This is a genomic window from Yoonia sp. GPGPB17 (genome assembly GCF_037892195.1).
Lineage (GTDB): Bacteria > Pseudomonadota > Alphaproteobacteria > Rhodobacterales > Rhodobacteraceae > Yoonia.
Genome location: NZ_JATACI010000005.1, coordinates 52,434 through 64,642, shown reverse-complemented (window position 1 = coordinate 64,642; position 12,209 = coordinate 52,434). Strand labels below are relative to the sequence as shown.

Annotated in this window: 12 protein-coding genes and 2 pseudogenes; 10 read left to right on the top strand and 4 right to left on the bottom strand. The window is 57.1% G+C overall.

Going from position 1 to position 12,209, the window contains the following annotated elements:
- Window positions 1-492 precede the first annotated feature (492 nt).
- A pseudogene (locus QTO30_RS21685) lies at window positions 493-1,455 on the bottom strand (helix-turn-helix domain-containing protein); the annotation flags it as partial.
- A 244-nt stretch (window positions 1,456-1,699) separates the two neighbouring features.
- Between QTO30_RS21685 and QTO30_RS21680 the strand changes: the two are divergent.
- The 5 genes and pseudogenes from QTO30_RS21680 to QTO30_RS21660 all read left to right on the top strand — a co-directional run bounded on the left by QTO30_RS21680 (window position 1,700) and on the right by QTO30_RS21660 (window position 6,078).
- Entirely contained in the window at window positions 1,700-2,506 is an 807-nt protein-coding gene (locus QTO30_RS21680) for a hypothetical protein (RefSeq protein WP_340426269.1), read from the top strand.
- A 340-nt stretch (window positions 2,507-2,846) separates the two neighbouring features.
- Window positions 2,847-3,299, top strand: a complete 453-nt coding sequence (locus QTO30_RS21675) for a hypothetical protein (protein ID WP_340426268.1) — start codon at window positions 2,847-2,849, stop codon at window positions 3,297-3,299.
- Between the two features lie 8 nt (window positions 3,300-3,307).
- The gene (locus QTO30_RS21670; protein ID WP_340426317.1) at window positions 3,308-3,961 is read left to right on the top strand and encodes an NAD-dependent epimerase/dehydratase family protein; all 654 of its coding nucleotides are present in this window, start codon (window positions 3,308-3,310) and stop codon (window positions 3,959-3,961) included.
- A gap of 260 nt (window positions 3,962-4,221) precedes the next feature.
- Entirely contained in the window at window positions 4,222-4,854 is a 633-nt protein-coding gene (locus QTO30_RS21665) for a Crp/Fnr family transcriptional regulator (RefSeq protein WP_340426266.1), read from the top strand.
- A gap of 226 nt (window positions 4,855-5,080) precedes the next feature.
- A pseudogene (locus tag QTO30_RS21660) lies at window positions 5,081-6,078 on the top strand (IS110 family transposase).
- Window positions 6,079-6,402: 324 nt separating this feature from the next.
- On the opposite strand, the gene QTO30_RS21655 reads toward QTO30_RS21660, so the two are convergent.
- Complete coding sequence (locus QTO30_RS21655; protein WP_340426265.1) at window positions 6,403-6,936, bottom strand: TetR/AcrR family transcriptional regulator; 534 nt, start codon at window positions 6,934-6,936, stop codon at window positions 6,403-6,405.
- Window positions 6,937-7,097: 161 nt separating this feature from the next.
- Between QTO30_RS21655 and QTO30_RS21650 the strand changes: the two genes are divergently transcribed.
- Window positions 7,098-7,631, top strand: a complete 534-nt coding sequence (locus QTO30_RS21650) for a hypothetical protein (RefSeq protein ID WP_340426263.1) — start codon at window positions 7,098-7,100, stop codon at window positions 7,629-7,631.
- A gap of 273 nt (window positions 7,632-7,904) precedes the next feature.
- On the opposite strand, the gene QTO30_RS21645 is transcribed toward QTO30_RS21650, so the two are convergent.
- Entirely contained in the window at window positions 7,905-8,459 is a 555-nt protein-coding gene (locus QTO30_RS21645) for an antibiotic biosynthesis monooxygenase (RefSeq protein WP_340426262.1), read from the bottom strand.
- Window positions 8,460-8,523: 64 nt separating this feature from the next.
- Window positions 8,524-9,402, bottom strand: a complete 879-nt coding sequence (locus QTO30_RS21640) for an MBL fold metallo-hydrolase (RefSeq protein ID WP_340426261.1) — start codon at window positions 9,400-9,402, stop codon at window positions 8,524-8,526.
- 114 nt (window positions 9,403-9,516) lie between these two features.
- Between QTO30_RS21640 and QTO30_RS21635 the strand changes: the two genes are divergently transcribed.
- From QTO30_RS21635 to QTO30_RS21620, 4 genes are all read left to right on the top strand, one after another.
- Window positions 9,517-10,428, top strand: coding sequence for a LysR family transcriptional regulator (locus tag QTO30_RS21635; protein ID WP_340426260.1), 912 nt, complete (start codon window positions 9,517-9,519; stop codon window positions 10,426-10,428).
- Between the two features lie 162 nt (window positions 10,429-10,590).
- Window positions 10,591-11,187, top strand: a complete 597-nt coding sequence (locus QTO30_RS21630) for a helix-turn-helix domain-containing protein (protein ID WP_340426259.1) — start codon at window positions 10,591-10,593, stop codon at window positions 11,185-11,187.
- A complete protein-coding gene (locus QTO30_RS21625; protein ID WP_340426258.1) occupies window positions 11,184-11,717 on the top strand; it encodes a GNAT family N-acetyltransferase in 534 nt (177 codons plus the stop codon). The genes QTO30_RS21630 and QTO30_RS21625 overlap by 4 nt, the downstream gene beginning before the upstream one ends.
- Before the next feature lie 3 nt (window positions 11,718-11,720).
- The gene (locus QTO30_RS21620; RefSeq protein ID WP_340426257.1) at window positions 11,721-12,179 is read left to right on the top strand and encodes a DMT family transporter; all 459 of its coding nucleotides are present in this window, start codon (window positions 11,721-11,723) and stop codon (window positions 12,177-12,179) included.
- Window positions 12,180-12,209: the final 30 nt, after the last annotated feature.

The following is a 12,209-nucleotide window of genomic DNA, read 5'->3' as shown; positions in this document are numbered from 1 at the left end:
ACCGGGTCCGCTTTTCATGGCGGCGCCCATCGGTCCGGCGTTCCGCTTCGCATTTGGCAAAGACTTCCCCAGCGTGCGCGATGATCAAATCAGGTCGATGTACGCAGGCCTGACCGGTAGCGCCCGCCGCTCCTTGTTGGCGTTTAATCGCAGACTCACCAAGCCGAAGTTCTTTGAGGGCGTCAGCGATGATCTCGCGCGGTTGGCCGGACGCCGTGAGCTGACGACGGTGTGGGGGCAGAATGATATCCTCATTGACCCTACCGAGGCGGACCAGATCGGCGGGCGTGTGATCAGGCTGGACGGATGCGGGCACTGGGTGCTGCTTGAACGGCCTGACGTTTTGGCCGATCTGGAGCGACAGGATCCGGCGCGACTGGTGGCCGAGTGGGCCGCGTTTATGTCTCGATCACCGGGTTGGTGCTGTACTCCGCGCTGCACTAGCCCCGTTTCGCGCTCCATGCAGGCGCGTCCATGGCGCAGGCACGGTCGGTCCAACGTGTCCGTCACGTCTTCAGCCCGCATGATCGTGCAGAGCTTCCAAGAGATGATGTAGCGGCTGTAATCGTCGAGAACCGTGCTGCGATAGAACCAACCCCAGCCAATGACCTTGATATAGGTGAATTCTTTCTGCCACAGCTGGTTGATGGCCGTCGTCTTATGTTGGAACTCATCGACCGCTTTCAGGACGATGAACGCCGGACTGGTGATCAGATCATGGGCTTTGGGCGTGCGATAGACTGTGGATTCCGAGACAAAATAGCGCTCCCGGTCCGTAAATGTGACAGCCAACTCATGTGGTGACAGTTCCGTCTCATGCAACGCCAGCTTGACGACCTTGCGCTTCACATCTTCTGGAACACAGTTCCAGACGTACTTTGGCTTGGGAGATTGATCCTGCAACCCAGCTTCACCGGGCCGCAAATATCGATCATACCAGCGGTAGAATGTGGCGCGGGGAATGCCCAGCTTGGCCAATGTCCGACGCGCGGACAGATGACTGTCTTCGACCAACCGGATGATCTCCAGCTTCTCCGATGCAGGATACCTCATGCGCGGTCGTCCCCATTCCCGAGCATGCTTTTTTTGAGAAGCCGCAGTTCAAGCGTCTGTTCCGCGACAACTTCCTTGAGGTCCTTTGCCTCACGGCGCAGCTCTCTGACCTCATCACTGTTCGCAGCCCGCACTGTGTCCCCGGCCAGACGCTTCTTTCCCGCCTCCATGAAGTCCTTGGACCATTTGTAATATAGGCTCTGGGATATGCCTTCGCCCCTCTTATCGAAACTCCGTTTCGACTGCCGGGCAGTGGGAACGGCACAGTTCCGCAATACTGTCCTCGCCGCGCAGCCCATCCAGCACGATCCGGATTTTCTCTTCGCTGGAATATTGCTTGCGTGTTTCGCGCTTGATGTCTTTGACAGTCTTCTCGCCAGGGCTCTTCGTTGTCTTTCTCATCGTCCAATCCTCGGTGGCTACGATGAGCAACAAACACTCTCTTAGCAAATGACCCTATTTGGACCCATAAGCGCTGACGTCAGACAGCCGACTGAGATCAAATGATCACTCTCAGCAACAGCGAACTTGTTAGCTCACGTCTTTGAAGTTCTTACCCCAAGTCAATGAGCAGTGTCCTTCAGGGCGATAGCTCTGGTGCATCACATCCGGCCCTTTCGTCGGTTTGCTGCACCGGAGACACCTTATGCTGACACTGACTTATCCGTCCGACCCGCCTTTGTTGCGAAGCGCAATCCTACTCTGCCTCATTGCCATACCAATAACCTTGCTCCTTCTTGGCTTTGACCGTCGTGTGCTGGACGAGGAAACACTTTGGCTGAAGCCGCTCAAGTTTCACCTCTCGCTGGCGGTTCACGGGATCACCGTTTTGATCGCCGCGCGGTTTCTTCCCGAGGCCTGGCAAACGCACATCGTCACCAAAATCGGCCTAGTCACCTTTGGAGCCGTGATCATCTACGAAGCGCTGTTTCTCTCGCTGCAGGCCGGACGCGGCGTTCGCTCGCATTTCAACGATGCCACGGCCTTTGACGCCATTGGCGGCACGATTATGGCCGCGGGCGCAGGGGTCCTGGTCGCGGTTCCGCTGCTCTTGGGCGTTGCGCTCGCCGTTGCCGCGCTGCGCGCCGGGCTCTCGGGCATTGCGGAAAACCCGCTGCCGTTTGCGCTTGCGCTCGGCTTCATTCTCGCGGGCTGGCTTGGCGGGCAAACCGGGGGAGCCATTGGGGCCAACGGTGGGCCATTCGTGGGCGTCGATCCGGCCTCTGGTCCCTTTATGCCTCTGACCGGATGGTCCCTAAGCGGGGGCGACTATCGCATCTCTCACTTTTTAGGCGTGCACGCGATGCAGGCCCTACCCATTGCGGCGCTGATCCTGCTCGCCATTTTGCCATCGTCGCTTGTCGCACTGCTCACGCTCCCGCTCGCGGGCGGCTGGGCAGGGCTCACGCTCTTCACGCTGGCGCGCGCGTCCGAGGGTCTGCCGCCCTTCTGATCTTACCCCAGATCAATAACCCGCCATCTGGCGGGTCCTATCCAACACCCATGACACCAAATCAAACCTCTCAAAGGACACTTGTTATGTCGGATGTAATGACTTCCAAAACGCGGATGCCGCACTCGGGTGCTTCTGGCCCTGCAGGACTTTTGCTGCTGCAGTTTGCAACGATGTGGGCAGCTTTCTTCATCCTCGCCCCTTCCATCAACTGGCTTAAGCGTCGCTGGATGAGCCTCCGGCGGTCATCCTGCCTCTCATCCTCGACCAATCCGTCGCTGTCTTTGCGGGCTATCTCAGCTACCTGATCCACGCTTTAGCCCTGATCCCGCTGGCAATCTTGCTTCGCGACGCGCTCGGCCTTTACGGCGCTATGGGGCGCATGGTCGTCGCACTCGGCGTTCTGGCGGGTTTTGCAAAGGCCTTCGGAATTGTGCGCTGGTTGTTCCTGATGCCCGGTCTAGCCGCGGCCTACACGGACCCATCTGCCACGCCGGAAACACAAGCTGCCATCGAAGTCGTCTATGGCGCGTTCAACGCCTACGCGGGTGGTGTTGGCGAATTGTTGGGCGTCGGCTTCTTTGCAGGCGTTTGGACGATTGTGATCTCGGTCGCCGCGCTTCGCAGGGGCTGGACATGGATCGGTTACGCCGGGTTTGGTGCCGCTGCTCTGTTGCTGTCGACGCTCCTGTCGGTCGTCGGAATTGAGTCGCCTCTCATGCTGACCCTCTCGGGCATCCTCTGGCAGTTTTGGACCTTGGCGCTCGCCATCACGATCTGGCGCAAGGCGTGAAGGTGGCGATGATGACCAAGCGGACATACTCTGTCATTCTCGGTGCAGGCCCGATGGGCCGCGCCATCGCCGACCAGCTGGTTTCAAAAGAAGGAACCGTCACGATGGTCACCCGTGATGGCCGCAGCGTCGGCCCTGCGGTCGCTTCTCGACGGGCAGACCTGTCCCAAAAGGAAGAGACCATTGCCGCCTGCGCCGATGCCGATGTTATCTATCATTGCGCTGCGCCTCCTTATCATCAATGGGACACGGAGTTTCCCGCGCTTCAAGATGCGGCAATCGCTGCGGCGGAGGCCACGGGGGCGCTGCTCGTCGTCGTGGAAAACCTTTATGGCTACGGCTGCGCTGGCATTTTGAGTGAGGACATGCCGCTTGCTGCGACGACCCGCAAAGGGTCGGTCAGGGCGCGACTTTCCGAGGAGATCTTGGCGGCACATACCGCAGGTCGGGTGAGATGCGTGCTCGGACGGGCAGCGGATTTCTTCAGCCCTGACGTGCGCATGTCGGCGTTGGGCGACCGCTTCTGGCCCGCTGTCTTGTCCGGCAAAACTGTGGACTGGGTCGGCGACCCGGACGCACCACACAGCTTTGCCTACCTCCCCGATTTGGCTGCGGCTTACGTCGCGCTCGCTGAAACGTCTGCGACATGGGGAGAGGCCTAGCACCTCCCTGCTCTACCACCGGTGAGCGCTCGCGAGATCTGTGAGATAGCGCAGGCGCCAGACGCGGTACCGGTCAAGCTTCGGCAAACACCGTCATGGCTGTTGCGACTTGTTGGGCTGTACCAGCTGGCTGCTGGCGAACTGGTCGAAATGCGATACATGTTTGACGAGACGTTCGTCACCGACCACACGAAGTTTGACCAAGCGGTTGGCATACAGGTGAGCGGCTGGGACAAGGCAGTGGCGGAGACGGTGAACTGGTGGCAAAAGCAGACAATGACGTGATGACACGAGAGGCCGCACTTGCGGCCTTCTCACATCGCCTGAAAACCGCTGTCCACCCCTTGGTCCCGGGTGAGGCCGCCTTGAACCGGCTTCATCAAGGCGCACGCCACCGGGTGCTTTCAAAAGGCGATCACATTCTGCGAGCAGGCACAATCGCGGATGAGGTGTTCTTCGTCCACACAGGTCTGTTGCGCTACTACTTCAACGACCCAAACGACGAGGGTCAGGAGCGGACGGGGCAGTTCTTCGACGATGGCATCGTCGTAACCGACGCCGAGAGTTTTCTTGCGCAGGTCCCCGCTACGCAGAACTTTGAAGCACTTGAGGCAAGTTCAATCGTTGTTCTCCCGCGCACTGTGCTTGAAACTGGATATGAGGAAGACCACGCGATTGAGCGGTTTGGGCGCCTAATGCTGCAAGAAGCGCTGATCGGCTCGCAGCGCCGTGCCAGCCGCTTGCTCACGCTCCAACCGGAAGATAGATATCGCCGCTTCATCGAAACGCGACCGGAAATCGCGCGGCGCGTGCCACAGTACCTCGTCGCCAGCTACCTAGGCCTAACACCAGAAAGCCTTTCTCGGATCAGAAGGCGCATTGCTCGAACGTGACGGCAGTCGTTTTGGCGGGATACAAATCCAAGCACCAACTTCGCATCTCTGAAAGTAACGGACGGCCCACTGCCGCCGTTCGCCAAGATATGTCATCGCTGCATTGCAGCCCGTCAATCCCGATGGGGTGGATAGCTCCTGCTCCCCTCGTAACGCAATGCGCCATAATGCAGTTGTCTGTCACTGCTAGGAAAGGAGCTACCCATTACAGGTTACAACAGGTGGCATCGATTTGGCTAAGAACGTGTTTCAGGTTCATGGGATCGCAGAGAGCGGAGCGGTCGTTTTCAATCATACGATCCGGCGCGCGCAACTCTTGGCTTTCTTCGAGGGTCTTCCACCATGCCTCGTTTGCATGGAGGCGTGCGGCTCCAGACATCATTGGTCAGGCTGAATATTTGCCCTGGGCCACGATGTTCAATTGATACCCGCCAACTATGTGAAGCCATACGTAAAGCGCGGCAAATCCGATGCTGCCGATGCCGAGGCAACCTGCGAGGCAGTGACCCGCCCCACGAGGCGTTTCGTTGCGATCAAATCGGAACAGCAGCAGGCAGTCCTCTTCTTACACCATGCGCATGATCTGATTGATCGCCAGCGCACTCAACTTGGCAACATGTTGCGCGGTCTGTTGGCCGAGTTTGGCATCGTGATTTCTCAAGGTATTGGAAGCGCAGTGAGGTTTGCTAAGGGCGTGTTGGACGGCGAATGCCCTGCAATTCCCGAGACTGCGGCCGACGTATTGGCCAACCTCAGTAGTCAGCTCGTTTCACTCCGTCTGCACGTCCGCTGGTACGGGACGCGCATGTGACTTCAGGCAAAGCAGGATCTCGCGCGTGACACTACTTCGAACAATACCGGGTGTCGGCGCAGTCACAGCGTCAGCGATCGCAGCGACTATTGGAGATGCACGGCAAATCAGAAATGGTCGCGAACTGGTGGCGTAGCTCGGGGCGACGCCACTCAATCAATCTGGCGGTGGCAAGGCGCGCTGGACTGTATCCAAAAATGGGCGATCGCAACCTAAGGCGCCTACTCGTCACAGGCATGACCGCTCGATTGAGGCAGATGAAGGTCAATCCAGACCGGTTCGATCCGTGGGTAATTGGATTGCTCGAGCGCAAACCAACCCGGTTGGCCACTATCGCAATGGCCAATAAGACGACAAAGATCATTTGGGCTGTGTTGACCAGGAATGAACCCTACCGCCCGCACTACGCTTGAACAAAAAGGAGTAGACCTACAGAGAAAGTAAGACCCGCGAGATGATGGAGCACAGTGAGCCCGCCGCCAAGACACCCCGTCGAATGTCAGGGACACCAGGTTGTCCGAAAAACCCTTGTGGGACTTAGCTTGCGGAAACCATCAGGGCCAGCGGCCGCGTGCGCCGCGCAAACAGGCTGGACACAAGTCTGCTTCTGTCAAGTGCCAATCAGCGACAAAAAACGTCTTGCTATGCAGGAGCTTTCCACACAGGACTTTCTTTGCAGGCGCATATACTCAGGACGCACGGACTGACCTCGGCGATTGTTTTGAGAAAGGCCGTTTCTAGTCGAGTACCGAAAGGGCAAGTCGAAACACCGCACTTACGTCATCCGCCGTTGCACCCTGCCTTTGCAGGTTCATCGCGCTTGCGATCTGGGCATCGATATAGGTTGCTGCTGTGCGTGACGCGATCTCAGTTGTGAACTGCCCTTTGGCTCTCGCTTCGTCGATCCATGCCTCATAGGTGCTTAAGGAAAGCTCCTTGAACGCATCGACCTGCCCACCTGCCAGTTCCCCAAGCTGGTCGCGGCATTGGCACATATCCACGAAAAGGCAGCCATTTGGCATCCCATGCTCTTGGTGGTCACGGAGAATGTAGTCAGTCAAAGCATCCAGAGCTTGATCAAAGGGCTGATCTTGCTGAAGCATCTCGTACAGCGGGTCCAGCGTCATCTTGTGGTATTCGGAAAGTACAGCTTGTTTCAGCCCGTCCTCGCTGCCAAACTCTTTGTAAAGTGTTGGCTTGGACACATTGGCACGACGGCACACCTCGTTCAGCGACACCTCTGACTGCCCTTCTTCCCAGTAGGCTTGCATTGCTATCGCTATAACGGCGTCACGATCAAAGGTCTTCGGACGTCCTCTTGGTGCTTTCCGATCCGTTTCGTTCATTTAATTACCGACCGGTATTTAATTGTTGACTCGACCTCAACATAAATTTAATACCACCCGGTAATTAAAATCAAGCGAGAACCAAAATGCCCGAACTGACGATCTCTAGCCTTGGCCTCATCCTGTTGATTGTACCGGTTCTCGTACATGGTATCGAGTTGCTCTACCCAACCCAGGCGCGCTGGGTTGTCAATTGGGTCTTGCCCTTCTTTGCGCCGATGCTGCCCAACCGATCATCATCGCTGCAACTTGACGAACAAATGATGATGATGGATGCGGCGATCGAGGCTGCACCGGCGGACAAGAAGCGCGCCGGTCAGGATTATGTCTTTCTGCTGATGTTTGAACAACGTCAGGGGGCAATCTGTTTTGCCGCTGCCGCCCTAGGGGCCCTCTACGGCCTGACCTCAGGCATTGCAGATCGCGATGTTCTGCACCTTGTCTTTGGTGTGATTGCGGCCCTCATGATGCTGGTGAATGCTAATCAGGCAGGGCTTCCGATATTCGGTCACAATCCCAAGATCTCAACCAACGGAAAGCATGTTGGCTTTGTGTTTGCGCCTTTCTGGGCCACTGCAGCCACACTGAATGGATTGGGGTTCAGCTATGCCGTCTCCTAAGCACTTGATAGAATGCAACACAAAAAGGCGTCAAAGCTGACGTTGGATGTGTTTGCAGCATTCGGTGGGTTTGGGCTCGTGCGTGACCTTGTCCGGAGCACAGGATGCGCCAAACTAAGCCTTTTTGTCACCGGCGATAACGACCGTTTGCGCACAGGCTCGCATGACCGGAACGCGGACGGAGCCGTCAGTCTTTCCTTCAAGGCGAAAGACCTCTTTAAGTACTTGGGGCGTCTGCCGAACGAAATGCGACTGACCCGCCTTCGGGTATCCCTACACTGTGCGCGATCGGGGATAGACAAAGCCTGCGATCAACGGTGTCAGTTTCGGCATAACCAAGTAGGTCATTAGGCAAACCTGAGTGGTGACGGTTAGCAACAACCGAACGGGCTGCGGCCAGTTTGGGGTGAGCGCCGAGACGATGGTGCTGAGGATAAGGATCATTGTAAAGACGACGGCTATCATGACCACCGCCATACGGTGAGGGCTCGGCTGCGGCACCTTCGTTCCCTTCGGCGGGTCAAACCAAAACTCAAGGCCGGTCATGCGTTCGAAGGTTGGGTCGGCCTCAAAAAGTCTTGCCCCTTCGGCCAGCATCTCTGCGCGATAGTCAGAGCGTTCAAACTCCTCCAACTGTTCGACGCTGTCGAAGCGGAACATCTGGCGATAGGTGTCTCCAGGTTGGGCGGGCCGATGAAAACCAACGCCGATATAGCCAGGGAACTTCGCGGATGCACCTTCCGTCATCCGCTTGAGCCAAGCTTCATACTCCGCTTCGCGACCCGGCTTGACCCTTTGCCGCACAACAATTGTGACCGTGTCGCTCATATCGTCTTGTCCTAGCCGATTTTTGTCAGAGCGTCCTCTTGCGCCCTGACATGTTGTTGATTTCCTAGCTTGGGTAAACAGCCGCGACAGAGCTGTCGAGCACCCATTCCAAAGCCTTGTCCTCATTGCCCACCATCATCGCGGCCTTCAGATCCTCGGCGCTAGATGTCTCGGTGAGAGCGGTCTCCCACTGGTCGATATAGGCGCGCGTGGTGCCAAAGATCGATGGATCGCGCACAGCACCTGGCCCTTCATGCCCCGGCACAACCGTTCCAGCGCCGATCGCTTCAAGCTGATTAAGGCTTGCGCGCCACCGGGCAATCCGCTCCGGCGTGGTGTTCTCCGCCATCCATTGATGGGTGCCAGAGTACAGGAAGTCAGACGCAATCACCGTGTCGAGCGAAGGAATATGAACCGCCGACAACAAATCTGTGTCGCCGTGCAGCGGGTCGAGCACTTCGATCCGTTCGCCTTCGAGCATGATCGTGTTGCCAGTCATAGGCTCGGGGATGACAACGCGATCCGCAAAGGTGCCAGGTTCTGCGCCCTGACTCATTGTGCTGAGCATCCAGCGCGCCGCCGCTGACAGTTGAGATTGTACCAGCGGGTGCGCCACGGGTTTGGCATCCGGGAAACGGTCCATAATCGCGGCGAGACCCAGATGATGGTCCGGGTGGACATGGGTGATGCAGATCGTCTCAAGCGTTTTGCCAGTAGCTGCGATTACTTCTGCCAGCCGCGTAGCATTTGGCACGGTCAGCTGAGCATCAATCAAGACGGCGCTTTCTTCGCCCACGATGATCGCACTGTCCACGGCTGCACCCCAAAGATCGGCGGTAAAGATATCCGCTCCGCCGATTGCTGCGCGCGCGGGTTGAGCAATAGTGGTTGCAGCGGTGGCCGCCGAAAGCGCCATAAATGTTCGTCTGTCCAGTAATTGCATGCGTTTCTCCTAGGAATTGAAAATTGGTGCAGGTCAGATTGGGACTTTGCTGCGTTGCAGAACGGTCGCTTTTTGCTACCTTCAAATCGAATGAAGTGATAACGAATATGAATAATGTCTGACTTAAGTGATTCAGAACTCAGGCGTCTGGACCTTACCTTGCTGTTGGTGTTTCTAGGCCTCATTCGTTACCGCAAGGCGGCCACAGTCGCGCTAGAGCTAGGGCTGACTCAATCCGCCATTAGCCAAGCCCTTCGCCGTCTTCGGGATGTGTTTGGTGATGAGCTATTCCTGCGTCGCCCGCATGGCATGGAGCCCACGGCAACGGCACTTGCCCTTGAAGCGCCTGTCGCGGATGCCGTCAACGCATTGCGCGGCGCGCTTGGGGCTACTCGGTCATTCGATCCGGCAACTGCGACGGGGGTTGTCCGCGTGGCAGCACTTCACGCTGAACAAGCCGTCTTGATCCCCTTTTTCTTTGCAAGGCTTCGCCTTTTGGCGCCAGGGTTGACCCTGTCCATACTTCCAACCGGGCGACAGGACGCTGTTCAGGCACTCAAAGACGACCGCGCGGATTTGGCTCTTGGCTTCTTCCGGGACATTCCCGAAATCTGTTCAGGCCAAGTGCTCTTCACCGAGAGTTACTTGGTCGCGGGGCGACCGGATATTTTGACCAAGGCACCAAACATCGGCCTCGATGCCTATTGCGCTGCCGATCATCTGCTAACCGCACCAGGGGGCGGCAACAAAGGCGTCGTCGATAACCATCTTACCAAAATCGGCCGTGAAAGACGGGTGCTCCTTAGCTTACCAGCTTTTCTGCCAGCGCTTGCGGCAACGGCGGAGTCAGGCGCACTGTTGACTTTGCCGTCGCGGGTTGCACATCAGTTTGCGGCGCAATTTGGTCTCGTCACAGCGTGGCCGCCGTTGGAGTTGCCCAGCTTCCCGGTGTCTGTCCTGTGGCATCGACGAAACGAGACCGATCCAATGACCCGGTGGCTCAGGACCCAGTTGGCACCTTCTTGAGAGCCATTCGAAAGGACCGTCGTAAAGTCGCAAGCCCGTTTTTTTGCAGGCATCTTTCTGCTGGCAACCAAAACCACACGTTTGCTGCGGTTGGGCGCATCAAACGATACGCGGGACTTTGCAGGCCTTCGCTCCGGCTGCGCCAATGGCTGCTAACACAGATTGACACTAATCTTATTTTCGAGAATAATCCCAAATACAGGAATTATAACCCTTTTCGACGCTTCGAAACTAGCACAGCACCTGCGGATTCTCCGTGAGCGCCACGGCTTGACGCTCGCCGTTCTCGCGGATTGCAGTGGAACCAGCCGCGCAACGCTGTCGCGTATCGAAAACGCGGACGTCAGTCCGACCGCCGAAACACTCGGGCGGCTGGCAACTGTTTACGCGCTGCCCATCTCGCAATTGTTGGCACCTCTGGATGACGTGTTTCAGCCGGTCGTTTTGCGCAAAGATCAAGCGGTTTGGAATGACCCGGAGCACGACTTTTGCAGAAGAAGCGTCTCACCTTCGAACGGCCAACTGACAATTGAGCTAATCGAAGGCCAGCTCGGCAAGGACCAATTGATCACTTACGCTGCGCCCGCGATCCCAGGTCAGGAACATCATGTCTATGTTTTGTCGGGCAGGATGGAAATCACCGTCGAAGGCATGGCCGACGAACTGAAGGCGGGGGACTGCCTTCGCTACATCCTTTTTGGAGAGACCGTTTTCAGAACAATCTCCAGCCCTTGCCAGTATGTGATTGCTCTCTCATGACCAATCCAACTATTTCAATCGTCGTACTTTCACCGTCCGATATCGAAACGCATCTCGCTGATCTGACCAGGGTGATTAGGGACAGTGTGCTTGATGGTGCCGCTATCAGCTTCATGGCGACTTTGACGGACGCAGAAGCGCAACGTTTTTGGAATGACGATGTCCGTTCCGGCTTAGAGTTTGGAAGTCGTCTTCTATTCGGGGCTTTGGTTGATGGCCGACTTGTTGGCACCGTCCAGCTGGTTGTGGGTATGCCACCCAACCAGCCTCATCGTGCAGAAACCTCGAAAATGGTTGTCCATCCTGAGAGCCGCCGCCTTGGCCTGGGCAAGGCGTTGATGACGGCAGCGCTTGAGGCGGCCGAGCGGTCGAACAAGACACTCGTGACACTCGACACGCGCACAGGAGACGTTGCCGGAGCTCTCTATCGCAGCGTGGGCTTCGAGAAGGCAGGCGTGATCCCCGATTTTGCCTACGACCCTGATGGGCAAGCGCGACACGCGACTACCTATATGTATCGGTATCTTTGACCAATGACCCCCACTAACCTCATTTTTGCCGTTATGGCCTTCTTGGGGGGCATGCTGGTGGCTGCGCAGGGACCGATCTATGCACGTCTCTCGGCGGGCCTAAATCGAGACTTTCTGCTTGCCGTTTTTCTGGCTTTTTCAACGGCAGCGGCGCTAACCGGCGCGCTCGCTTTTCTGTCCGGAAGTTTTCGAAACCTCACTGTGACAACACTCACTCATTTGCCAATCTGGGTCTGGCTCGGAGGGGTGTTCGGCGCGATCCACGTGGTCATTTCCATGCAGAGCATTCCTGCGCTCGGGATCACGCTCTTTCTCGTGATCGTCGTCACCGGTAATCTGGTGGGCGCAGCTATCTATGATCACTTTGGAGCAATGGGCCTTGAGGTCCGTTTGTTCTCCCTGATGAAAGCGGTTGGATTGCTCTTGGTAGTTGCGGGGGTTGGGATCGTCGTTCGAGCCTGATCATTGCGCCCAGGACTTTAAGCTCGCTCC

What these genes read in the sequence shown, in the direction of transcription:
- QTO30_RS21680 (WP_340426269.1), top strand. Translation starts at nt 1,700, where the DNA reads ATGCTGACACTGACTTATCCGTCCGACCCGCCTTTGTTGCGAAGCGCA.
- QTO30_RS21670 (WP_340426317.1), top strand. Translation starts at nt 3,308, where the DNA reads ATGATGACCAAGCGGACATACTCTGTCATTCTCGGTGCAGGCCCGATG.
- QTO30_RS21655 (WP_340426265.1), bottom strand. Translation starts at nt 6,936, where the DNA reads ATGCAAGCCTACTGGGAAGAAGGGCAGTCAGAGGTGTCGCTGAACGAG.
- QTO30_RS21650 (WP_340426263.1), top strand. Translation starts at nt 7,098, where the DNA reads ATGCCCGAACTGACGATCTCTAGCCTTGGCCTCATCCTGTTGATTGTA.
- QTO30_RS21645 (WP_340426262.1), bottom strand. Translation starts at nt 8,459, where the DNA reads ATGAGCGACACGGTCACAATTGTTGTGCGGCAAAGGGTCAAGCCGGGT.
- QTO30_RS21640 (WP_340426261.1), bottom strand. Translation starts at nt 9,402, where the DNA reads ATGCAATTACTGGACAGACGAACATTTATGGCGCTTTCGGCGGCCACC.
- QTO30_RS21635 (WP_340426260.1), top strand. Translation starts at nt 9,517, where the DNA reads ATGTCTGACTTAAGTGATTCAGAACTCAGGCGTCTGGACCTTACCTTG.
- QTO30_RS21625 (WP_340426258.1), top strand. Translation starts at nt 11,184, where the DNA reads ATGACCAATCCAACTATTTCAATCGTCGTACTTTCACCGTCCGATATC.
- QTO30_RS21620 (WP_340426257.1), top strand. Translation starts at nt 11,721, where the DNA reads ATGACCCCCACTAACCTCATTTTTGCCGTTATGGCCTTCTTGGGGGGC.